Raw genomic sequence first — 21709 nt, forward strand, 5'->3', positions numbered from 1 at the left:
GATGCGGCACTCGACGCTCGCCGGCGAGCGCGCCGACGGGGCGGACGTTCCACGGACGGTAGCGTACGGACGAACGGGGCGTCGGCTGGCCTGGGACGAGTACGGGGTGGCCGAGGGCGACCCGGTCGTCTTCCTCCACGGGACGCCGGGGTCGCGGCGCCTGGGCGCGCTCGTCGACGACGCGGCCCGCGAGGCCGAGGTTCGCGTGCTCGCGCCGGATCGGCCGGGGTTCGGCCGGTCGGCGGACTGGCCGGGGCGCCGACCGACCGACGCGGGTGACTGGTTCGGGCCGCTGCTGGCCGACGCCGGCGTCGAACGGGCGCGCGTGGTCGGCTTCTCCGGCGGGGCGGCCGACGCGCTCGCGCTCGGGGAGCGGCGGCCGGACCTGGTCGACCGGGTCGACCTCGTCTCCGGGGCCGTGCCGCCGTCGGTCGCCGCGGCGACGCCGCGGCTCCAGCGCGTCCTGGGCCGGCTGGCCGCCGGGACGCCCCGCTTGCTCGGGGCGGCCCTCCGCGGGCAGACCTGGCTGGCGGCGCGCGGCGACCCCTCGGCGGTGGTCGGGCAGTACACCGACGACCCCGACGGGATCCCGCCCGAGGCGGCCGAAATCGTGTACGAGGACTTCCTCGAAGGCGTCGGCCGCTCGCGCGACGGCGTCGTCACGGAACTCGCCTGGATCGCGGAGGGGTGGGGCGTCACGCCCGCCGACGTGACGGTTCCGGTCCGTCTCTGGCACGGGAACGCCGACGCGAACGTCCCCCTTGCCGACGCCGAGCGCCTGCGCGACCGGTTGCCCGACGCCGACCTGACCGCCCTCGACGGCGACCACCTGAGGACGCTGCTGGCCGCCCGGTCGCGCGCGTTCGCTATCGCGCCCCGGGATTGATTGTCCCGGCGGCCGACCCGCCGGTATGGTCGAGCGGCGCCACGAGACGGCCGTCGTCGACGGCCACCGGATCCACTTCCTGACTGCCGGCGACCCGGCGGACCCGCCGCTGGTGTTGCTGCACGGTGGGATCATCGACGCCGCGGGGGTGAGCTGGGGCGCCGTCGTCGAACCGCTCGCCCGCGAGTACCGGGTGGTGGCGCCGGATCTGCTGGGCTACGGCCGCAGCGCCAAGCCCGACGTGACCTACTCGCTTTCCACCCACGTCGACGTGGTCGCGGCGTTCGTCGAGACGGTCGGCCTCGACGACCCCGCGGTCGCCGGCATCTCGATGGGCGGCGGCGCGGCGCTGGGAGTCGCGCTCCGCGCGCCCGAACGGGTCGACCGGCTCGTCCTGCTCGACAGCTACGGGCTCGGCCGGGAACTCGCCAACGGCCACCTGACTCGCCTGCTCGCGAAACAGGGGCTGACGAACAAGCTCGCGATCGCACTCATGCGGCGCAGTCGCGGGTTCACGGAGGCCAGCCTCGGGAACATCGTCCACGACACGGACGACCTCTCGGCCGACGCGGTCGACGCCGTCTGGGAAGAGGTCAAGCGCCCGGGCGTCGGGAAGGCCTTCCGGAGTTTTCGCGCGGCGGAGGTGGGACCCGACGGCTACCGCACGGACTTCTCCGACCGGCTGGGCGGCCTCGGGGTCCCGACGCTGCTGCTCCACGGCGAACACGACGAGGTGTTCCCCCACCGCTGGAGCGAGCGCGCGGCCGCCCGCATCCCCGAGGGGGAGTTCCGACTGCTGGACGACTGCGCCCACTGGGCGCCCCGCGAACGTCCGGGCGCCGTGGTGGACCTGATTTCGGGATTTGTCTCACCGTAGCCGTTCCTCGAGATCGGCCCTCTCGCTCGCACTGCTACAGTTTCCGGCACGTTCGCGGGCAACCAGGAATAAATCACATATCGCGATACGGATTGATGGTGAGTCGGCGATACGCGGTCGACGCCCGGCTGTCGTCTGTCTTTTGGGTTGCCGAACGCTTCAAATGTGACCGCTCGAAAACAGTCTGTATCCGTGCCACGACCGGAGACCATCGAACGGATACGGGAAGCGGAGACCGAAGCGGAGCGAATCCTTGAGGACGCCGAGGCCGACCGCGAGGAGATGCTCGAAGCGGCCTCGGATCGGGCGGACAGAATCCGGGCGGAGATCCGCCAGCGGGCCGAACGCCGGAGCGAGGAGCGACTCGCCGAGGCCCGCACGGAGATCGAGGCCAAACGGGAAGCTATCCTCGAAGCGGGTCGGGCGGAGCGGAGAACGCTCGAAGAGCGAGCGACGGCGCGACGGGAGGATGTCGTCGGGTTCGTCGTCGATCAGGTGGCGGCCGCGATACGAGACGATGCCGACTACAGTCGCGGAGATATTCTCAGCGGGATGGACCTGTCAAATCGAACGTTCGATGATGTGAGATGGTTCTACACGGACTGTTCGGGTGCCGATCTCACGGACGCGACACTCTCGGGAAGCGCCCTGGGCTGTGACTTCGGGACGACGACGCTCACCGGGAGCGATCTCTCCGGGGCCAATTTTCGTTCGTGTGACTTCTCCGGAGCCGATCTCAGCGAGAGCGACCTGTCGGACGCGGTCCTGTCTTGGGCCTCCTTCGAAGACGCCTCGGCACCGGATGTCGACTTGAGGGGAGCGACGCTCACGGGCGCGGCGGGCGTTCGGGCCGACTTCAGCGGCGCGACGGCTGAACGGACCGTGGCCAAGCGAGCCGACTTCCGGGATGCCATTCTCGCAGATGGCGATTGGTCGCGGGCGTATCTGCCGAAATCGAACTTATCGGGTGTCGATGCGGCCGATGTCGACTTCCACGACTCCGCCCTCCGCGGTGCGGACCTGTCCGGTGCCGACCTGTCCGGGGTCGACCTCTCGGGGGCGACACTACAGGGGGCGGACCTCGCTGGCGCGACGCTGACTGGTGCCGATCTTACCCACGCATCGCTCATCGAGGCCGACCTGACCGGGGCGAACCTCCGGGGGGCGGACTGTACGAGTACGCTCCTTCGGCGCGCGACGCTCCGCGAAGCGACGCTCGCCGACGTGACGTTCGCCGCCGGATACGACAGCCAGGGGACGAAGCGGCGTCCGTCGCTCCGGGGCGCCGACCTGACGGATGCAACACTCGACGGCACGGATCTATCGGCGGTCGAGACGGCTGACGCGACGTTCTCCGAAACGCGGTGAGCCCTCGGGGGTGTCGAAGGTCACGGGGCGTTCCCTCGACAGACCGCCGCGGACCTGCTGACAACGGTACCTTGATGATCCGACTCCGCCACGTGTCCCTATGCCGAACGGACGCAGGCCCCATCATCAAGTGGCCTCTCTCACGGCCGTGGGTGTCGGCGAACGGGGTGTACGCGCCCTGGAGCGGTTCGCCGAGGAGTCGAGCGATGACGACCAGGTCACGGCTCGGTTCATCTGCGTGGACACGGCGGAAACGGCCGACTCGAGGACGGACCATTTCCAGTTCTGCCGGCTCGATGCTCCGGACTCCGGAGGGTCCGAGGCCGACTCCACGCCGCCGTACGCGGACTCGGTGAAGGCGACGGCGACGGACGGCCCGGGTCCGGCGCCGCTCGTCCGTCGCCGTCTCGACTCCCGCGCGAACTTCCTCCCGCTGTTCGAGCGTATCGAGTCGACGATGACGGACGGCGCGACACCGGACGCCGAGTGGACGCGCTCTCCGGGCCACCTCAATCTGCTCGTCGGCGACCTGTCGGATCCGGCCGTGCGCGGCGTGGTGCCACTCGTCGCGAAGATGCTCGACGACGGGGCCGACGCCCTGTCGATGCCGACGCTCACGGGGGGGATGTTGCTCGCTCCGGTGGGCGCGGTCGCCGACGGCGAATCGATAGCTCCGTGATACCGCCGGACGTACGTGGGCCTCCGGGAGGCGACGGCGCTCCTGACCGACCACGAGCCGAACGCCGAGCGCTCGCTGTCGGTCCGGCCCGGTGTCGTTCCGAACGATCGGACGGAACTCGACCTCACGGAGCGACTGTTCGACCTGTTCGGGCTCGTCGGATACGATCCCGACCGCGAGTCTTCGACCGAGGTGTCGGCCTCGGTCGCGTCCGCTCTACGGGTGTTCGTGGACCTGCGGTTGACGATCACGAACGGCGGCGTCGAGGGATTCCCGGGGTCCGGAACGCCGGCGTCGACGACGAGAGGTGGCAGGGCGGCCGAGCGCGCGGATCCCGGAATGACATTCGTCTCGTGGATCGAGAGCCACCGGCGGGAGTCGCCGTCGCCGGACGACAGCGAGCGTCAGCTACCGGTCAAGTACGGACGTGCGCTCGCACCCGTCCCTGAAGATACTGCAGGCCACTGTGCCATCGGCGTATATCGTCTGGAAGAGGACCAAGCGGACAACAGGGGGTGGTCCGCCACGCGCGGAGACGAGCTGTCGGTCGAGACGCCCGGTCACTCGCTCGTCGAGGGAGACGAAGGGGTCGAACTGTGGCCGGCTTCATTCGCGTCTCGCGAAGAGCGTCACGTCTTCGTCCACCCCGACGTGGGCGCGTTCGACGTTTCGCCGTACGCCCGACTGCACGACCGATACGCTGACGACCTCCGCTCGCTCCTCGTCGGACTGGATATGTCGCCGCTTGCGTATCCCGAACTGGTTTCGATGGACGGAGACACGACAGCGCCGTGACCGGAGAGGACACCCCGGACCGGCCAATACCGTCGCGAGCGCGCAGCGGACTAGTCACAGCACGTCGAGAAACGCGTCGATAGCGCCGCTCTCGGGGTGGCAGTGGCAGTAGGTGCCGAGCGTCCGGTACTCGGTGAGGCCGTCGCGGCCGTCGGCGATGCCGTCTCCCCGTTTCACGTCGAACGCGAACCGGGCGTCCCCCGCGGGGTCGGCCGAGGAGTAGTGGAACTCGTGGCCGCGCCGGTGCTCGCCCGCCCCGGCGGTGAGCGTGTCCTCGCGGGCGCGCAGTTCCACGTGGTCGAGCGCCTGATACCGGTCGTGCATCGTCACGTCGGCCGGGAGGACGCCGGCCATCTCGTACGTCTCCCCGTCGATCGTCGTCAGCGACTCGGAGAGGGCCATCAGCCCGCCGCACTCGCCGAAGGCCGGGAGGCCGTCGGCGGCGCGGTCGGCCAGCGTGTCCAGGGCCGGCCCCGCCGCCAGGTCGGCGGCGTGGTTCTCGGGGTAGCCGCCGGGGAGGTAGACGCCGTCGCACGCCGGCAGGTCCTCGCCGTCGGCGGGCGCGAACGGGACGAGTTCCCCCCGGTCGCGGATCCGTTCGAGCGTCGCCGGGTAGACGAACCGGAAGGCGTCGTCGCGCGCGACGGCGACGCGGGGGCGGTCGCCGTCGTCCGCCGTCGACTCCGCCTGCGCCGCCGCGCCGGTCGGCCGGTCGACCGCGGCCCCGGATTCGGGTTCGGTCGGTTCCCGGGCCACCTCGCGCAGGCGGTCGACGCGGAGGTGGTCCGCGGCGGCGTCCAGCGCCCTGTCGTCGAGCGGCGACTCCTCGCCCATGTGGAGGCCGAGGTGCCGCTCCGGAATTTCGAGGTCGTCGTCGGGCGCGATCCGCCCGAAGTAGTCGAGTTCGTCGGGCAGCGCCTCGCGGATCCCCTCGGCGTGGCGGCCGCCGTGGGCGCGCTGGGCGACCACGCCCGCCACGTCGATGTCGCGGCCGGCGCGGGCGGCGTACTCCCGGAAGCCCAGCGCCGTGGCCGCGACGCTCTCCATGCCGGCCTTCGCGTCGACGACGAGGACGACCGGGAGGTCGAGCGTCTCGGCGACCATCGCCGTCGATGACGCGTCGCCGTCGTAGAGGCCCATGACGCCCTCGACGACGCAGAGGTCCCCCTCGCCGCGGCGGTAGTTGCGCCGGAGGCCCGCTTCGCCCTGGAGCCAGCGGTCGAGCGTCCGCGAGGGGCGACCGGCGACCCGCTCGTGGTGGCTCGGGTCGATGAAGTCCGGGCCGGCCTTGGCGGATTGCACGTCGAGGCCCTCGCGCTCCAGCGCGTGGATCGTCGCGAGCGTCGCGACCGTCTTCCCGACGCCGGAGCTCGTCCCGGCGAGGACGAATCCATTCACGGCCTCGCCCCCCGGGTATCGGCCCGCACGACCAGCACCGACAGGTCCGAAAAGGGCGTCCCGTCGGGGCCGTCCCCGCCGGCGTGGGTCGCCAGCTCGCCGAGCGTGGTCCGGGTCGTCACCTCGTCGTCGTGGGTGAGCCGCTCGTAGACCAGCGCGGTCAGCGACTCGCTCGCGCCAGCGTCGAGCAGGTCGGCGGCGATGTCGCCCGGCATCAGGTCGTACGGTCGCGGGAGGACGAGCAGGTGGCGGTCGCCGGCGTCGGCCCGCAGGCGCTCGCGGTCGGCGGTCAGCTCGCCCCGCTTGTGCAGCGTGACGAACGTCGACCTCTCCATCGGCGTCCGGGCGCGACTCGCCGCCAGCTGGAGCGAGGAGATGCCCGGGATCACCCGGACCGGACGGCCGACGGCCCGCTCGACGCGGCCGAGGAACTGATAGCCCGAGAAGTTCGGGTCGCCCATGAGCACCGCGGTCCCCGCGGCGCCGTCGGCGACCCGGTCGCCGAAGGCCGCCAGGGTCTCGCCCTGGTCGTCGTACCCGCAGGCGAGGACTTCCCCGTCGATCCGGTCGCGGACGTGGTCGACGACCGTCTCGAAGCCGACCACTGCGTCGGCCTCGCGGATCGCCCGCTCGCCGCGCGGGGTGAGGTACTCGGGGTTCCCGGGCCCGATCCCGACGGCGTAGACGGGGTCGGCGGTGTCCGCTGAGTCGGCGTCGGCGACGGGTCGTTCGGGCGCCGCGGCGGCGACGGCCTCCGGCGGGCGGTCGTCGTCGGAAGGTGCGTCGGTCACGATGTCGGGTCCCACGGGGGGCGGCCCGTTGACTGTTCCGGACGCGCCCGGCGGCGCGCCGGTTGGTCCGCCGGAGCGGTCAGTAGATCCGCCGCGTCACGAAGACCAGGACCCCGAGAACGAGCAGGCCGATCCCCCAGTAGACGGACGGGTACGGGAGGTATTCGAGCAGGAGCGTGACGACGCCGGACGTGATGAGCGACCACCCGATGGTCGTTCGGTACGCCATGGGCGGTCGCTCGCCACCCGCGCCGATAGTTACCCGCTGGTTTCGAGGATAGCGCGAGCTTACCGGCCGATACGGGCCGCCGCAGCGGGCGCGGCTACCACGGACGCGTTCGGCCGCCGGACGCCATCTCCGGATCAGCCGCTCGCCGCGACCGCCCGTTCCTGTCCGGTCTTCCTGCAGAGCCAGGCGCCGACGAGGCCCCCGAAGAGACCCGGGATCGCCGCAGCACCGAGGACGACGGCGCTGAAGACGACGAACAGCAGCGCTTTCGCGGGCGGGGACGACCACGCGTCGGCGAAGCTGCTCGCGCTGGCCAGTATGGTCGGGGCGATCCAGACGTAGCCGGCGAGGCCGCCGATCACGCCGGCCCTGAGACTCGCGGCGCTCACGTCGGCCGAGTACCGGCGGGCGAGGAAGCCGGCGATCAGGCCGCCGACGACGACCATGTTGAACGAGAAGTGGTCGTTCGCCCCGGAACTCCAGTAGGCGGCGAGCGTGAGCGGCATCGACACCGCGCCGCCGACGAGGGCGTACTGCCAGGCCCGCGGGATCGAACCGGGGAGGGGACCTGAACCGGGACCAGCTCGGGACATCGTCGTTCGATTGACAGTACCGCTCGGGGCGTAATAAATCACGCGTCGCCCGGCGGGACCGGACCGGATCCCCCCGGTCGACGGTCACAGCCGCTCGGCGAGCGTCGCGGCGGTCCTGGCGCCCACGCCGTCGACGGTCTCCAGCTCCTCGCGGGAGGCCGACCGGACGTTCTCGACGCTGCCGAACCGCCGGAGGAGTCGCTTGCGCGTCTCGGGGCCGATCCCGTCGATGTCGTCGAGCACCGTCGACACGTCGTCCCGCAGGGTCTGGTGGTACTGGACGGCGAAGCGGTGGGCCTCGTCGCGGGCGCGCTGGAGGAGGTGCAGGTGGCCGGCGTCGTCGGGCCAGTCGTAGACGCCCGTCGGCGTCACCACGAGCTCCTCGTCCTTCGCGAGCGCGACCGCGGGCACGTCCCAGCCGGCGGCGTCGAGGGCGTCCCGCGCGGCGCCGAGTTGCCCCTCGCCGCCGTCGATCAGCAGCAGGTCGGGGTCGGGCCGCTCGTCGCGGCCGGAGACGGCGCGGTCCGCGCGCCACCGCACCAGCGACCGCATGTTCGCGTAGTCGTCGTTCTCGTCGTCGAGTTTCTTCCGGCGGTAGTCGGACTTCTCGGGCTCGCCGTCGACGAAGGTCACGTCGCTGCCCACCGCCGACTTCCCCTGGGCGTGGCTCACGTCGAACCCCTCGATCCGTTCGACCCGCGAGTCGAGGCCGAGCGCGTCGGCCAGCGCCCGACCCTCGTCGTCGCGGCGGTCGCGCCGTCGGGCGTTTTTCAGCGCCAGGTCGACCAGCGTCGCCTCGCGGCCGGCGCCCGGCACCCGCAGCGCGACGCCCTCCCGTTCGAGCCACGTCTCCAGGTCGGCGTCGTCCGGGTGGTCCGAGCAGAGGACGGCGTCGGGCAGCTCGCGCTCGGCGTAGAACTGCGCGATGAAGGCGGCCAGCACCGCGCCCGCCCGCTCGCCCTCGGGCGCGTCGAGGGTGTGGCGCTCGCGGTCGACCAGCTTGCCGTCCTCGCTGTGGAGCCGCGCGACGGTCGCCCGCTCGCCCTCGACGGCGACGCCGAGCACGTCGACCGCCCGCTCGCGCTCGGCGTCCTCGTGGCGGCCCTCGCTGGCGACGGCGTCGCCGGCCTCACCGTGGATCGCCTCGACGGCGTCCAGCCGGTCCCGGAGGTTCGCCGCCCGCTCGAAGTGCTGGTCGCCCGCCGCCGCTTCCATCTCCCGGCGGATCGGGTCCGCGAGCGCCCCCGTCTCGCCCTCGAAGAACCGCTCGACCGCCTCCGCGTCGCCCACGTAGGCCTCGCGGTCCACGTCCGTCTCGGGGACGCAGGGCGCCGAACAGAGGCCGATGTCGTGGTCGAGACAGGGACGGTCGCGGTTTTCGAACTTGTGGTCCGAACATCCACGCAGGCCGTAGGTCTCGCGGACGGCCTTGACGACCGTCTCCAGGCGGCCCTTGTCGGTGAACGGGCCGAAGACGGTCGCGCCGGGGTCGGGGTCGCGTGTGATCTCGACCCGGGGGAACTCGTGGTCGGTCAGCTGGACCAGCGGGTAGGACTTGTCGTCTTTCAGCCGGACGTTGTACCGGGGCCGGTGGCGCTTGATGAGGTTCGCCTCCAGCAGCAGGGCCTGGGTCTCCGTGTCGGTGACCGCCACCTCGACGGACTCGGCCTCGGCGACCATCCGCCGGATGCGCTCGCTGCGCGGGTCGGCGTACGAGCGCACCCGGTCGCGCAGGTCGACGGCCTTCCCGACGTAGAGCACTCGCTCGTAGGAGTCTGTCTCGGCGAGGTCGGTGTCGCCCTCGACGGGTCCGGTTCCCGTCGGGACGGCGCCCGCCGAGCCGTCGCCGGAGTCACCGCTACCGGCGTCGCCGCCGCTCGCGCTCCGGCCGCGGGACTCCCGGGCGAGGAACTGGTAGACGCCCGGCTCGGCCGGCAGGTCGCCGGCCCGGTCCCGGACCGCGTCGGGATCCATCGCCAGTCGGTAGCGACTCGGCGGATTTGAACCCTGCGTCCGCGGGTCGGTCGCCGGCCGCCGTCGCCCCGGGACCGGTCACTCGGTCGGTTCGTCGTCGCCGGTCCCCATCACCTCGTCGACCGCCTCGGAGCGGTCGGTCTGGCCCGTCTCGCCGACGGCGCGGTCGACTTCGGCGTCGGCGTCCGGAGCCGGGGATCCGGCGTCGCCGGCGAGCGGACCCGCGCCGTCGGCCAGCGGATCCCCATCGCCGGGGGGCGCCTCCCGGACGCCGGCGTCCTCCGCGGCGCCGACCCCGGACGCTCCGGCGCCGAACAGGACGGCCTCCAGGTCGGCGACCGCGCCGTCGAGCGCGTCGTCGTCGGCCGGCACGCGGATCGGGTCGCCGTCGCCGGCGACGGCGACCTCCAGCACGCGGTCGCGGGTGAGCAGGTAGACGCCGGCGACGAAGACGGCGAACAGCACGAGGGCGGAGCCGACCAGTCGGGCGAACTCGTCGGCGTCCGCGAGCAGCGAGAGGAACCGCTGGAGGGTCGCGAGCAGCCCGCCCATCCCGAGCCGGCCGGCGCCCGCGCCGGCGAAGGCGTCGGTCGGGACGAACGATCCGAAGTCGACGAACACCCCGACCGCCAGCAGGACGGCGCCGTAGGCGCCGAGCCGGACGCCCAGCCCGACGAGGGCGGCGTCCCCCTCGTGGCCGGCGCGCACGTCCGCGACGTTCGGTAACTCGACCGCGCGGTAGTTCTCCCCGTCGCCGTCGGGTGTGAACGCGAGCAAGCGGTGGGTGGTGACGACGACGCGGTTGCCGTCGGCGAGGTCGACTCGCTCGCGGACCGTCTCCCCGTCGTACAGCAGGTCCTCGGCCGACCCGGCCCACCGGCGGCCACCCGTCCCCCCGAGGCCGCCGAGTAACCCGCGGAGTCGGGACATACCTCCCCGTGTCGCCCGCTCGGTCTTGAAACTGTGGCCCGGAGTATCTCGGCTGATAAGCGCGGGTTTCCGACCGACAGGCACGGCATTACTACGTGCGAGACCGCGCGAGCGCGACGCATGTTCGACGCCCTCCGCTCCGGTCCGGTGGCGGCGGCCTGTCGATGGGCGCTGGTCGCCGGCGTCACCGCCGTCGAGGCGGCCGCGCTGTCGGTGTGGCTGGCGCTGCTCGCCGGTGCGAGCCCCTGGTCGCGCGAGGCGGCCGTCGGCGTCGTCGCGCTCGCCGCCGCGCTGCTCGTCGGTCACTTCCTGGTCGACCTGACGGTCAACGGGCCCGCGGTCGGGTTCCCGCTCGGGCGGACGCTCGCGGTCAGCCTCAGCGAGGCGGCGCTCTGGACGGGCTGGCTGGCCGTCGTCGCCGCGCTCGGCGGCGCGCGCGGCCTGTTCGTCGGCGGCGTCGCCTTCGCCGTCGCGCTCGCCGTACAGCACACCGCCGAGGTCGACGCGCTGCGCGGGGCGCCGCTGGGATCGCGGCTGTTCGACGTGCGGACCGTCGGCTACAGCCTCGTCACCGCCGGCGGGGCGACCGCCTGGCTCGCCCTGGAGACGGGGCTCGCGAGCGCCGGCCCGCTCGCCGACATCGCCGCGGGCGTCGGGGTCGCGCCCGGGACGGCCGGGTTCGCCGTGCTGGTCGCCGCGCTGCTGGTCGAGCACGCCGTCGGCGTGGCGATCGCGCGCCGCGAGCGCGCCGAGCGGACGACGCCGGCCTGGTATCGTCGGCGCTCGTGGACCTGACGCCGCGGCGGACATCGAGTGTGTCGGCCGGCCACCGTGGCGGACGCCGGGGGAGTCGACCGGGCTGACCGGGATGTGGCGGTCGCGTCCACTGCCCGATCCGCTGGGTACAAACCCGCGCGCGCTCCAGTGGGGGACATGAGCGACGACACGGTCAGGTGCTGGCTGGTCGACCGGATCTCCCGCGACGAGAACCTCGTTACGCTGGTGTACGCGACGCCGGACGGGCAGCGCCAGCTCACCAAGCAGCTGTCCTTCCAGCTGCTGTCGCGCAAGCCGACGACGGCGGCGGTCGACGTCGACCCCGAGAAGCTCGAACCGACGCCCGATCCCGACGAGCGGGAGCGCTACGCGACCCAGGCCCAGTCGATGGCCGAGAAACACGACCCCGACGACGAGGTCTGACCCGGCCGCGGGGGACGGCGCGGTCGCCGCCGCTGGCCGGGCCGCGCGAGCCGGCTCGCGGGCGGCCGCGAGCCCGAGGAGCGTGTATGAAAACCTAAATCGGAGGGGGAGGAAGGCCCGGCCATGCCAGCCATCGAACTCGACGGCGTGACCAAGCGGTTCGACGACGTCACCGCCTTGCGGGGGGTCGACATGACCGTCGAGGACGGGGAAGTCTTCGGGTTCCTGGGGCCCAACGGCGCCGGCAAGACGACGACGATCGACATCCTCCTCGATTTCGTCCGACCGACCGCCGGCTCGGCCGAGGTCCTCGGCCTCGACGCCCGCGAGGAGTCGGAGGCCGTCCGGGAGCGACTGGGGGTGCTCCCGGAGGGCTACGACCTCTACGACCGGCTGACCGGGCGCCACCACATCGAGTTCGTCGCCGAGGCCAAACGGGCCGACCCCGACCCCGAGGCCATCGCCGAGCGGGTCGGTCTCGACAGCGAGGACCTGGACCGCAAGGTCGAGGGCTACTCCCGGGGGATGGCCCAGCGGCTCGCACTCGGGATGGCGCTGGTGGGCCAGCCGGACCTGCTGATCCTCGACGAGCCCTCCAGCGGTCTGGACCCCAACGGCGCGCGCCTGATGCGCCAGATCGTCCGCGAGGAGAACGAGCGCGGCGCGACCGTCTTCTTCTCCAGCCACATCCTCGGGCAGGTCGAGTCGGTCTGCGACCGCGTCGCCATCCTGCAGGACGGCGCGGTGGTCGCCGTCGACACCGTCGAGGGGCTGCGCGAGGCGACCGACACCGGGACGCGGCTGGTCGTCAGCGTCGACCCCGCGGACCTGGAGGCCGCCGCCGACGCCGCCCGCGGGGTCGACGCGGTCGAGGGCGCGACCGTCGAGGGCGACGACCTCGTCGTGTCCGTCGACAGCGACGCGAAGATGGCGGTCCTGACGGCTATCGAGGACGCCGGCGTCGCGGTCGACGACTTCGAGACCGAGGAGGCGTCGCTAGAGGACCTCTTCGCCGCCTACACCGACGAGGGGCCCGCACCCGAGGCGACCGCCGACGGGAGCGACGACGGTGCGGCGGACGGCGACGCCGCGGCGGACGGGGGTGACGGGCGATGAGCACCGACACCGCGTCCGGCGACGCGGGCGGGAGCGGCCTCGACGGCGCGCTCCGGGACGCCTTCGACTGGTACCCCGTCGCGAAGAAGGAGTTCCGCGACGCCATCCGCTCGAAGGGGCTGTGGGTCCTCTCCTTCCTCTTCACCGCCCTCTTCCTGATCCCCGGCGCGCAGGTGCTGCTGTTCAACGAGGACATCAGCCCGGGCGCACAGGACATCGGGATGCAGTACTTCATCTCCTCGTCGTACCTGAACATCGTCACGCTGCTGGTCCCGATCGTCGTCATCTTCGCGGGCTACGCGGCGGTCTCCGACGAACGCACCAGCGGGTCGCTGAAGGTGCTCCTGTCGCTGCCGTTCTCCCGCCGGGACGTGATCGTCGGGAAGGTCGTCGGCCGGAGCGCCGTCGTCGGCGTCCCGCTGCTGGCGGCGCTCGGACTCACCGGCCTCTTCTTCGCGCTCTCGCAGTTTACCTTCAAGTTCGACGTGTTCGCGTGGTTCGTCCTGTTCACCGTCGCGTTCACCCTGGTCTTCACCGCGTTCGTCGTCTCCATCTCGGGGGCGATGTCGACGAACCTCCGGTCGCTGGCCGGCGCCGGGATCGTCTACTTCTACCTCTCGTTCGGCTGGAACGCGCTCGCGAACTCGCTGGGCGACGTGCTCGCCGACTACGCCGGCATCGAGGGAGCGCTGCGCTGGCAGATCGTCCTGTTCGTCAAGCTGCTGAGTCCGACCCAGGCGTACAAGACGCTCACGAACTCGATGCTGGGCGAGGGCGCGGGCGCCGCGATGACCGCCCGCTACAACATGTTCCAGCAGGGCCAGGAGACCATGGCGACCATCTGCGGCGACGTGCTGAACGGGAACCCCTCGGTCCGCCAGAGCATGTTCGGCAACCAGACCGTCTGCGAGGCGGGCGGCTCCGGCGTCCCCCTGTACTTCTCGGACCCCGCCGTCTTCGCGAGCTTCCTCGTCTGGATCGGGCTGGCCGCCGCGATCAGCTACTACACCTTCGACCGCGTGGACCTCTGAGGCGTTCCCCGTTCGGATCCAGTTTTCGTTCGGACCCGCCCGGGCAGCTCTCCCGTACGACGAGAAACCGATAGGCTCCCGCCCGGGGTGAGACTCCGGATACGGGCGTGCTACAGCGTCACGCCGAAGATCCCCAGGACGATCTCCAGGAGGACGTACCCGACGGAGAGCGCGAGAACGGCGACTATCGCGAGGATGGCGACCGTCTGGAGGACCGAGTCGCCGGAATCCGCCCCGGTACTGCCGCCCCCGCCCACTTCGCTTTCGCCGTCGATGTAGCCCATCGACCGCAGGGTCCCGGTCGCGGCGTCCTCGTCGGGGTCTCCCCCCGCACCAATGTCGATGTTTCCGTCCGCACCCCCTGTCTCGAAGCTGTTCATCTCCCCCCTGCCGCGGTTCGGGCCGTCGTCGCCGTCTCCGTCCATGCTCTTTCACACCTACCGACACGTATAAGCTTTCTCCGGCGGTCGGTCCGCGATCCCGATCGCGACGCCGGCGTCACGCCGTCGTCTCGACGCCGTACTCCCGCAGTTTCGCCTCGAACGCCTCGACGCCGTCCAGCGTCTCAACCCCGTGCTCGGCGGCGTCGTCCCGCTTGGTCTGACCGGGGTTCTCCCCGAGGACCAGATAGTCCGTGTTGCTCGACACGCTACTGGTCGCCGACCCGCCGGCCCGTTCGACCAGCTCCTGGGCCTCGCTGCGGGTGTAGCCGTCCAGCGAGCCGGTGAAGACGAAGGTCAGTCCGTCGAGGGCGTCGCCGGTCGAAGTTTCGGCCTCCTGGGGGTCGACGTGGGCGAGCAGGCGGTCGAGCACGTCCCGGTTGGCCTCGCTGTCGAAGAAGTCCCGGATCTCCGCGGCGACGGTCGGCCCCACGTCCTCGACGGCTTGCAGGTCGTCCTCGGAGGCTTCGCGGACCGCCTCGAACGTGCCGAAGTGGCGGGCGAGCGACGCCGCGACGGTCTCGCCCACTTCGGGGATGCCGATGGCGGTGAGGAAGTCGGCCAGCGGCGGTTCGCGGGCGTCGTCGAGTTCCGCGAGGAGGTTCTCGGCACTGGTCTGGCCCCACCCCTCCAGGTCGGTCAGGTCGTCGGCGGTCAGCTCGTAGAGGTCGGCCACGTCGTCGACGAGGCCGGCGTCGAGCAGCTGCTGGACGCGCTCCTCGCCGACGCCCTCGATATCGAGGCCCTTCCGGGAGGCGTAGTGCTGGACCGACCGCTCGCGCTGGGCGCGACAGCCCAGGCCGCCCGAGCAGAACGCCATCGGGCCGTCGCGCTCGACGGCGCTGCCGCAGACGGGACACTCCTCGGGGAACTCGAAGTGGCCGTCGCCCGCGGGCTCGGTCACCTCGGCGACCTCGGGGATCACGTCGCCCGCGCGGCGGACGCGCACCTCGTCGCCGACGCCGACGCCCAGGCGCTCGATCTCGGCGGGGTTGTGCAGGGAGGCCCGCGAGACCGTGACGCCGCCGACCTCGACGGGGTCCAGCAGCGCGACGGGGGTCAGCCGGCCGGTCCGGCCGACCTGGACGACCACGTCCCGGACCGTCGTGTGCTCGCTGCGGGCGGGGAACTTGTAGGCGAACGCCCAGCGGGGCGCCCGCGAGGTGGTCCCCAGTTCGTCGCAGGCGTCGGTGTCGTTCACCGAGATCACGACGCCGTCGATCTCGTAGTCCAGGTCGTCCCGTTCGTCCAGTCGGGCGTCGCGGTAGTCGATGGCCGCCTCGACGTCGTCGACGAGTTCGGTCTTCTCGCAGACGCGCAGCCCCCACTCGGGGAGGGTCTCGTGCATCTCCCAGCGGGTGTCGAACTCGGCACCGTCGAGCACGTCGAAGAAGAACACCGAGAGGGGGCGCTCCGCCGTCACGGACGGATCCAGCTGGCGGAGCGTCCCGGCGGCGGCGTTGCGGGGGTTGGCGAAGGGGTCGTCGCCCCGCTCGACGAGTTCGCGGTTGTACGCCTGGAAGGCGGGTTTGGGCATGTACACCTCGCCCCGCACCGCGAGGAAGTCGGGGTGGTCGCCCCGCAGGCGCTGTGGGACGCTGGGGATGGTGCGGACGTTCTCGGTCACGTCGTCGCCGACCGCGCCGTCCCCGCGCGTGGCCGCCCGCCGGAAGACCCCGTCCTCGTAGACGACCTCGACGGAGAGGCCGTCGAACTTCGGCTCGCAGTAGTACGCGAGTTCCCCGTCCCAGTCGGCCGAGTCGAGCCCCTCGCGGACGCGCCGATCGAACTCCCGCACGTCCTCGGCGTCGCCGCCCTGGTCGATGGAGCGCATCGGCGCGACGTGCTCCACGTCGGGGAGTTCGTCGCGGGGTGCGCCGCCCACCCGCTGGGTGGGGCTGTCCTCGGTCTGCAGGTCGAACGCCTCCTCCAGGTCGCGCAGCCGCGAGAAGAGGGCGTCGTAGGTCCGGTCGTCGATAGCGGGGTCGTTCTCGACGTAGTAGCGGTGGTCGTGGTAGCGGATCGCCTCGCGCAAGTGCTCGGCCTGGGCCTCGGCGTCGGACTCCGACAGGTCCTCGACCGGGTCGAAGTCGGTCGGCGGCTCGGCGAGATAGGGGTTGTCGGCTGACGGGTCGGCCGCGTCGTCGCTCATTGCCCGACTCTCGCGGCGGCACCCTCTTTGCAGGTTCGGTGCCGGACCGGTCCGCCGACCGCGGGTCGCCGGGTCCTCACTCCCGGGCGCTGACCTTCCAGGTCGTACTGGACGAGCGGCCCCACTGTTCGATCGTCACGTCGTCGGCCCGGTCGGCGAGGATGCCCATGTTGATCCCGACCTCCTTGCTGGAGAGGTCGAGCTCCTCGGCGACGTACTTGGCCTTCAGGTAGGCGGTTCCGTCGACCCGGTCGCGGAGGTACGAGAGGAGCCGCGCTTGCGTCTCGGACAGCGAGGGGCTCGCGACAGAGCCGTCCCGGCGGGCTGGCGTGGGCATGGCCGGGCGGACGGCGCGCAGGCACATCGTTATGCGCCGTATTCCGGCCGAAAACGGGGCGTTCGCGGGCGACCGTGACCGGTCAGTCGCCGCCGGCCGCGTCCGGCCGGTCGGGGTCGATCTCCGGTCGCACGGCGTCGAGCAGTTCGTCGCCGGCGTCGTCGACGTCGATCGCGTCGACGTTGGCGAACAGGAAGCCGGCGAACCCGACGCGGATCAGCGCGCCGACGTACTCCCCGAGGACGCCGGAGACGTAGGTGTCGAAGACGCCCGCGACGCCGAGGACCGCGTAGGCGATCAGCATCCCGATCAGGAACAGGAGGAGGTTCCGGGCCTTCCAGTGGAGGAGCCGCTGGCGGTCGGGGAGTCGCCCGGCGCGCTCCCAGACCGGGCCGAACAGCAGGTACGCCAGCAGGAGGTGGCCGGCGACGACGGTCGCGATCCCGACGAGGCCGACGACGCCGCCGAGGACCGAGGCGGCGTTGAACGCGACGACCTGGACCACGGGGACGGCCACGAAGACCCCGACCGTCCGGCGCGACTCGTTGGCGAGCAGCGCCGCGACCCCCCACAGCAGCGGGTAGGCGATCAGGTCGTCCAGCACGCTCGGGAGGTCGAGCGAGCCCCCGCCGACGGCGACGACGCCGACGCCGACCAGCGACAGCGCGGTCGTCACCGCCGAGACGCCGACGGCGGCCACCGCGGGGTAACAGTACGTCCGGCGCCGCTCGGGGATCCGGGTCAACCAGGCGACCAGGCCGACCGCGGCCAGGGCGTAGACGGCCGCGGCGACCGCGTAGACCGTCGACAGCTCAATCATCGTCGCCCCCCGCGACCGGCCGCGCGGCCGGGGCCGGCCCGTCGCCGGCCGGGTCGTCCCCCCGCGTCTCGAACTCGGCGAGGCGGTCGAGCAGCGCGTCCGTCCGGGCGGTGAGGTCGTCGGCGCGCTCGCGCACGTCGGCCATCGTCCCCGCCGTCTCGGCGGCGGTGTCGGCCAGCTCGTGCGAGCGGTCCGCGACGCGGCGGGCGACCTCGCCGACGGAGTCGACGGTCGCGGCCACCTCCTCGGTCGCGGCGGCGCCGTCGTCGGTGGCGCGGGCGATCTCGCCCATCGCGGCGTCGACGTCGTCGACGGTGTCGGTCAGCGAGTCGAGCGTCTCGCCGACGCCGGTGACCGTGTCGACGCTCGCGCCGATCCGGTCGCGCGTCCGGTCCATCTCGTCGGTCACGTCGTCGACGTCGGCCCGCGCGCCCTCGACGATGGCCTCGATCTCGTCGATGGCGTCCTGGGTCTCCTCGGCGAGCTGTTTCACCTCGTCGGCGACGACGGCGAACCCGTCGCCGCCCGCGTCGGCGTGGGAGGCCTCGATGTTGGCGTTCAGCGCGAGGATGTTCGTCTGCTCGGCGATGTCGTCGATGATCCCCGTCGTCGCCGCCACCTCGTCCATCCGGTCGTCGAGCTCGGTGACCAGCCGGTCGAGCTCGTCGACCGTCGTCTCGACGGTCCGGATCGCCTCGATGGCCTCGTCGGCGCGGTCGGCCCCGGTCGCGCCCACCTCGGAGGCCTCGGTGGCCTGGTCGGCGATCTCGTCGGTCGTGGCCGCGACCTCCTCGATGGTCGCGGAGAGGTCGTCGACCTCCGCGACAGCGCTCTCCAGCTGCTCGGCCTGCTCCTCCAGGTCGGTCGCCAGCTCGCGGATGTCCTCGGCGAGCCGCTCGTTGAGCCGCTGGACCTCCGCGGCCTCCTCGGCGACGGCGCCGCTCGATTCCTCGACGCGCTCGGCGAACGTCCGGATCTCCTCGACGGTGCCGGAGAGGCCGGCGGCCATCTCGTCGTAGGCGACGGCGATCCGGTCGACGGCGTCGACCTCGGTGTCCGTCGCGAGGTCGCGCGTGAAGTCGCCCTCGGCGGCCGCGGTCATCGCGTCGCCGATCCGCTCGGCGTGGTCGAGCAGCTCCTCGTTGAACGCCTCGGCCTGCTCGGTCGCGGCTTCGGCCTCCTCCCGGGCCTGTTCGGCCTCGCGGCGGGCCCGCTCGGACTCGTCGAACGCCTCGTCGAGCGACCGGCGCATGCTGTCGAAGGCGTCGGCCAGCCGGCCGAACTCGTCGGCGCGGTCGACGTCGGCCGAGGCGTCGAGGTCCCCCGCCTCGACGGCCGCCGCGGCGCCGTTCAGCCGCCGGAGCGCGACCGCCGCGTTCCCGCCCAGCACGATCGCCAGCAGTCCGAGGTTCAACACGACGACGAACAGCGTCCCCGCGATGCCGGCCAGCCCCGCGCCGCCCTCGGGCGCGGCGTCGACGTACACCGCAAAGAGCGCCCCGAGTCCGACCGTCGCCGCCGCCGTCAGCGCCACCGACGCGGCGATGCGCCGGCTGTAGTGTTCGAAGACCGCCTTTCCTGTCGCGATAGCCATCACTGCCGTCGGATTTCTCGACGGCCGTCTTATCGGTGATCCTCCGAGAACAGAATTTGATAACAAATGAACGAACGATCCGGATGTTCTGAGGCCTGTCTGCGGGGAAACCCCTCTCGGTATCACCGTCGAGTTCGAGAGGGCTGCGGACCGGTCCCCCGGTGGTGGCCGGCGGCGTCCCCGGGGTTCAGTCGTCGCCCAGCACGCCCTCGGCGACGGCCATGTCGTCGACGCTGGGGTCGTCCTCGGTCCCGCGGAGGACGAACCGCTTGCGCACCAGGTCGGCGGCGTACAGCGCCGTCCCGGCGATGATCATGGTGTCGCCGGGCAGCCGCGCCCAGAACAGCGTCTGGACGATCGGCCGCTCGTAGAACGCGAGGCTGCGGCCGGCGTCGTAGCTGGCGGTGAAGATGGCCTCCAGCTGGAGGAACCCGACGGGCAGGACGGAGACGAACACCATCAGCGCGAGGCCGACGTTCCACAGCCAGAACGCGCCGCGCAGCCAGGAGCCGTCCCAGCGCTCGGGCCGGATGGCGATCCGGAGCATGTAGGTGACCATCCCCAGCGCGAGGAAGCCGAAGGCGCCGAACATCGCGGCGTGGGCGTGGCCGACGGTGAGGTAGGTGCCGTGCTCGTAGTAGTTGATCAGCGGGAGGTTGATGAAGAAGCCGAGCACGCCGGCGCCGACGAAGTTCCAGAACCCGCTGGCGACGATGAACATGAAGGGGAGCCGGTAGGGGAACGGGTCGCTCCCGGAGTGCATCGCGCGGTACTGGCCGATAGCCTCGTAGAGGATGAAGACGAGCGGGAGCAGCTCCAGCGTGGAGAAGACGCTCCCGATGGGCACCCACAGGTCGGGCATGCCGATCCACCAGTAGTGATGCGAGACGCCGATGACGCCGGTCGACATCACCAAAAGCGCCTGGAGCATGACCGCCTTCTCGGCGCTGCGCCGTTTGAGGAGGTTCATCGACACCAGGGTCAGGCCGACGATGGCGACGATGAAGAACTCGAAGGCGCCCTCGACCCACATGTGGACGACCCACCAGCGCCAGAACTCCGTGACGGCGATGTTGGTCTCGGGGGTGAACAGGAACCCGGCGGTAAAGAGCAGGGCGATGGAGCCGCCGGCGTAGAGGATCATGTGCGCGAGCCCGTAGACCGGTTCGCTGTCGAGCATGGGCTTGAGCCCGCGAACGGAGAGGACGGCCCAGGCGAGGAACCCGGCGAGCAGCCCCGCCTGCCAGACCTTCCCCACTTCGAGGTACTCCAGACCCTCGTTGCCGATCAGCCACCACAGCGCGCCGTCGAGGTAGCCCTGCGCGCCGAGCCAGATGCCCGCCATGCCGCCGACGGTGACGACGACGACCGCGCCGAGCAGACCGTTGACGAACGTCGACTGGCGCTTCGGCTCGTGGCCGGTCAGCAGCGGCGGGAGGAACAGGCCGGCGCCCAGCCACGTCGCGGCGATCCAGAGGACCCCCAGGTCGATGTGCCAGGTCTTGGCGAGGGCGAAGGGGAGCAACTGGAGGATGTGGACGCCGAATATCTCCTCGATCCCGAAGAAGCCGGCGCGCTCGATGTAGAAGTGCGCGAGCAGGCCCCCGAGCATGACCTGCGCCAGAAAGAGCCCGGCGGCGACCGGGATGAATCGCAGCGCGGCCCGCTGGCTCGGGAAGACGCTCACGTCGCCGGGTTCGGGGACGGAGATGCCCTCGGCGGAGGGCTCGGGGAGCCGGACCGACTTGTAGAGCCAGATGCCGGCGCCGGCGGCGCCGACCAGGAGGACCATGGCGATGACGCTCCAGGTCATCGCGGCGGCGGTGGCGTCGTTGCCGGCGGCGGGCTGGTAGGGCCAGTCGTTCGTGTAGGAGTGGTCGCCCGCCGGCCGGTCGGTGTGGGAGAACCAGGCCGTCCACAGCGCGAAGTCCGCGAACTGCCGGGCCTCGGTCTCGTCGTCGATCATGTCGACGGGGACCCCGCGCTCGTGGTCGCCCTCGTGGTAGCGCTCGACGTACTCCTCGCGGACCTGCTCGTGGGCGTACACCTCGGCGGCGGAGTACTCGATGGCGCCGCCCCCGTAGGACTCGTCGAGGTCCTGCTCGACGTCGTCGCCGACGGCGGCCTGTTCGGCGGAGTCGAGTTCGCCGTACTCGGCGCCGTAGCGCTCGCGGGCGTAGTACTCGCGCATGTGCTCGACCTTCAGGTCGAGCGTGTCCGCGGTGTAGTCGGCGCCGTAGTAGGCGCCGTTGCCGAGTATCGACCCGTGGTTCATCAGCCCGTCGCGCTGGAAGGCCTTCTTGCCCTCGCGGATGTCCGTCCCGGTCATCACCGTCTCGCCGTCGGGCCCGACGACCTCCTCGGGGATCGGCGGCGCCTCCTGGTAGGCCAGCCAGGCGCCGCCGGCCATCACCACCAGGTTGAACACGAAGACCGCTGCCAGTATCTTCGCGATCGTCGCGCGCTTGACTTCCATGTGCGGGCCTCTGTCGCCCGCAC

21 protein-coding genes are annotated in these 21709 nt (G+C 71.8%); 9 read left to right on the plus strand and 12 right to left on the minus strand.

The window, feature by feature from the left end; genetic code table 11:
* Nucleotide 1: 1 nt before the first annotated feature.
* The 5 genes from E3328_RS17720 (at nt 2) to E3328_RS17740 (ending at nt 4605) form a co-directional block, all read left to right on the plus strand.
* The gene (locus E3328_RS17720; protein WP_135365968.1) at nt 2–886 is read left to right on the plus strand and encodes an alpha/beta fold hydrolase; all 885 of its coding nucleotides are present in this window, start codon (nt 2–4) and stop codon (nt 884–886) included.
* A 25-nt stretch (nt 887–911) separates the two neighbouring features.
* On the plus strand, nt 912–1763 hold the full coding sequence (locus E3328_RS17725) for an alpha/beta fold hydrolase (RefSeq protein WP_135365969.1): 852 nt from the start codon (nt 912–914) through the stop codon (nt 1761–1763).
* A gap of 192 nt (nt 1764–1955) precedes the next feature.
* A complete protein-coding gene (locus E3328_RS17730) occupies nt 1956–3131 on the plus strand; it encodes a pentapeptide repeat-containing protein (protein ID WP_135365970.1) in 1176 nt (391 codons plus the stop codon).
* A 100-nt stretch (nt 3132–3231) separates the two neighbouring features.
* Nucleotides 3232–3810, plus strand: coding sequence for a hypothetical protein (locus E3328_RS17735; RefSeq protein WP_135365971.1), 579 nt, complete (start codon nt 3232–3234; stop codon nt 3808–3810).
* A gap of 15 nt (nt 3811–3825) precedes the next feature.
* Nucleotides 3826–4605, plus strand: coding sequence for a hypothetical protein (locus E3328_RS17740; RefSeq protein WP_135365972.1), 780 nt, complete (start codon nt 3826–3828; stop codon nt 4603–4605).
* Nucleotides 4606–4659: 54 nt separating this feature from the next.
* Here E3328_RS17740 and E3328_RS17745 read toward each other — a convergent pair whose 3' ends face one another.
* The 6 genes from E3328_RS17745 to E3328_RS17765 form a co-directional block, all read right to left on the minus strand.
* A complete protein-coding gene (locus tag E3328_RS17745) occupies nt 4660–6003 on the minus strand; it encodes a cobyrinic acid a,c-diamide synthase (protein ID WP_135365973.1) in 1344 nt (447 codons plus the stop codon).
* Nucleotides 6000–6794: a cobalt-precorrin-7 (C(5))-methyltransferase gene (locus tag E3328_RS17750; protein WP_135365974.1), complete on the minus strand. Its 795-nt coding sequence runs from the start codon at nt 6792–6794 to the stop codon at nt 6000–6002. The genes E3328_RS17745 and E3328_RS17750 overlap by 4 nt, the downstream gene beginning before the upstream one ends.
* 79 nt (nt 6795–6873) lie before the next feature.
* Nucleotides 6874–7023 (minus strand): hypothetical protein, encoded by a 150-nt coding sequence (locus E3328_RS22180; RefSeq protein ID WP_167837455.1) that lies wholly within the window; start codon nt 7021–7023, stop codon nt 6874–6876.
* Between the two features lie 134 nt (nt 7024–7157).
* Nucleotides 7158–7616: a DUF5518 domain-containing protein gene (locus E3328_RS17755; protein WP_135365975.1), complete on the minus strand. Its 459-nt coding sequence runs from the start codon at nt 7614–7616 to the stop codon at nt 7158–7160.
* 84 nt (nt 7617–7700) lie between these two features.
* Nucleotides 7701–9590 (minus strand): excinuclease ABC subunit C, encoded by a 1890-nt coding sequence (locus E3328_RS17760; protein WP_135365976.1) that lies wholly within the window; start codon nt 9588–9590, stop codon nt 7701–7703.
* 78 nt (nt 9591–9668) lie between these two features.
* The gene (locus E3328_RS17765; protein ID WP_135365977.1) at nt 9669–10520 is read right to left on the minus strand and encodes a hypothetical protein; all 852 of its coding nucleotides are present in this window, start codon (nt 10518–10520) and stop codon (nt 9669–9671) included.
* 120 nt (nt 10521–10640) lie between these two features.
* Between E3328_RS17765 and E3328_RS17770 the strand changes: the two genes are divergently transcribed.
* From E3328_RS17770 to E3328_RS17785, 4 genes are all read left to right on the plus strand, one after another.
* A complete protein-coding gene (locus E3328_RS17770) occupies nt 10641–11315 on the plus strand; it encodes a hypothetical protein (protein ID WP_135365978.1) in 675 nt (224 codons plus the stop codon).
* A gap of 138 nt (nt 11316–11453) precedes the next feature.
* Complete coding sequence (locus tag E3328_RS17775) at nt 11454–11720, plus strand: DUF7967 family protein (RefSeq protein WP_135365979.1); 267 nt, start codon at nt 11454–11456, stop codon at nt 11718–11720.
* A 123-nt stretch (nt 11721–11843) separates the two neighbouring features.
* Nucleotides 11844–12836 (plus strand): ABC transporter ATP-binding protein, encoded by a 993-nt coding sequence (locus E3328_RS17780; protein WP_246023050.1) that lies wholly within the window; start codon nt 11844–11846, stop codon nt 12834–12836.
* Complete coding sequence (locus E3328_RS17785) at nt 12833–13867, plus strand: ABC transporter permease subunit (RefSeq protein ID WP_135365980.1); 1035 nt, start codon at nt 12833–12835, stop codon at nt 13865–13867. The genes E3328_RS17780 and E3328_RS17785 overlap by 4 nt, the downstream gene beginning before the upstream one ends.
* Before the next feature lie 110 nt (nt 13868–13977).
* Here the strand turns inward: E3328_RS17785 and E3328_RS17790 are convergent, their stop codons facing one another.
* The 6 genes from E3328_RS17790 to E3328_RS17815 form a co-directional block, all read right to left on the minus strand.
* Complete coding sequence (locus E3328_RS17790; RefSeq protein ID WP_135365981.1) at nt 13978–14292, minus strand: hypothetical protein; 315 nt, start codon at nt 14290–14292, stop codon at nt 13978–13980.
* A 73-nt stretch (nt 14293–14365) separates the two neighbouring features.
* Entirely contained in the window at nt 14366–16459 is a 2094-nt protein-coding gene (gene ligA / locus E3328_RS17795) for an NAD-dependent DNA ligase LigA (RefSeq protein WP_135365982.1), read from the minus strand.
* A 76-nt stretch (nt 16460–16535) separates the two neighbouring features.
* Nucleotides 16536–16796, minus strand: coding sequence for a DUF7123 family protein (locus E3328_RS17800; protein ID WP_135365983.1), 261 nt, complete (start codon nt 16794–16796; stop codon nt 16536–16538).
* A gap of 82 nt (nt 16797–16878) precedes the next feature.
* Complete coding sequence (locus E3328_RS17805; protein WP_135365984.1) at nt 16879–17616, minus strand: bacteriorhodopsin; 738 nt, start codon at nt 17614–17616, stop codon at nt 16879–16881.
* Nucleotides 17609–19210 carry a methyl-accepting chemotaxis protein gene (locus E3328_RS17810; RefSeq protein ID WP_135365985.1) on the minus strand — a complete coding sequence of 534 codons (1602 nt, stop codon included), beginning with the start codon at nt 19208–19210 and terminating at the stop codon, nt 17609–17611. The genes E3328_RS17805 and E3328_RS17810 overlap by 8 nt, the downstream gene beginning before the upstream one ends.
* Nucleotides 19211–19397: 187 nt before the next feature.
* Nucleotides 19398–21686, minus strand: coding sequence for a nitric-oxide reductase large subunit (locus E3328_RS17815; protein ID WP_135365986.1), 2289 nt, complete (start codon nt 21684–21686; stop codon nt 19398–19400).
* Nucleotides 21687–21709 lie beyond the last annotated feature (23 nt).

Origin of the sequence: Halosimplex halophilum, assembly GCF_004698125.1 — an archaeon.
In the GTDB taxonomy this organism is placed as follows: Archaea; Halobacteriota; Halobacteria; order Halobacteriales; family Haloarculaceae; genus Halosimplex; species Halosimplex halophilum.

Coding starts and splice junctions, on each gene's coding strand:
- E3328_RS17785 (WP_135365980.1), top strand. CDS start 12,833: ATGAGCACCGACACCGCGTCCGGCGACGCGGGCGGGAGCGGCCTCGAC.
- E3328_RS17735 (WP_135365971.1), top strand. CDS start 3,232: ATGCCGAACGGACGCAGGCCCCATCATCAAGTGGCCTCTCTCACGGCC.
- ligA (WP_135365982.1), bottom strand. CDS start 16,459: ATGAGCGACGACGCGGCCGACCCGTCAGCCGACAACCCCTATCTCGCC.
- E3328_RS17720 (WP_135365968.1), top strand. CDS start 2: ATGCGGCACTCGACGCTCGCCGGCGAGCGCGCCGACGGGGCGGACGTT.
- E3328_RS17810 (WP_135365985.1), bottom strand. CDS start 19,210: ATGGCTATCGCGACAGGAAAGGCGGTCTTCGAACACTACAGCCGGCGC.
- E3328_RS22180 (WP_167837455.1), bottom strand. CDS start 7,023: ATGGCGTACCGAACGACCATCGGGTGGTCGCTCATCACGTCCGGCGTC.
- E3328_RS17725 (WP_135365969.1), top strand. CDS start 912: ATGGTCGAGCGGCGCCACGAGACGGCCGTCGTCGACGGCCACCGGATC.
- E3328_RS17770 (WP_135365978.1), top strand. CDS start 10,641: ATGTTCGACGCCCTCCGCTCCGGTCCGGTGGCGGCGGCCTGTCGATGG.
- E3328_RS17765 (WP_135365977.1), bottom strand. CDS start 10,520: ATGTCCCGACTCCGCGGGTTACTCGGCGGCCTCGGGGGGACGGGTGGC.
- E3328_RS17775 (WP_135365979.1), top strand. CDS start 11,454: ATGAGCGACGACACGGTCAGGTGCTGGCTGGTCGACCGGATCTCCCGC.
- E3328_RS17780 (WP_246023050.1), top strand. CDS start 11,844: ATGCCAGCCATCGAACTCGACGGCGTGACCAAGCGGTTCGACGACGTC.
- E3328_RS17815 (WP_135365986.1), bottom strand. CDS start 21,686: ATGGAAGTCAAGCGCGCGACGATCGCGAAGATACTGGCAGCGGTCTTC.
- E3328_RS17790 (WP_135365981.1), bottom strand. CDS start 14,292: ATGGACGGAGACGGCGACGACGGCCCGAACCGCGGCAGGGGGGAGATG.
- E3328_RS17760 (WP_135365976.1), bottom strand. CDS start 9,590: ATGGATCCCGACGCGGTCCGGGACCGGGCCGGCGACCTGCCGGCCGAG.
- E3328_RS17755 (WP_135365975.1), bottom strand. CDS start 7,616: ATGTCCCGAGCTGGTCCCGGTTCAGGTCCCCTCCCCGGTTCGATCCCG.
- E3328_RS17805 (WP_135365984.1), bottom strand. CDS start 17,616: ATGATTGAGCTGTCGACGGTCTACGCGGTCGCCGCGGCCGTCTACGCC.
- E3328_RS17800 (WP_135365983.1), bottom strand. CDS start 16,796: ATGCCCACGCCAGCCCGCCGGGACGGCTCTGTCGCGAGCCCCTCGCTG.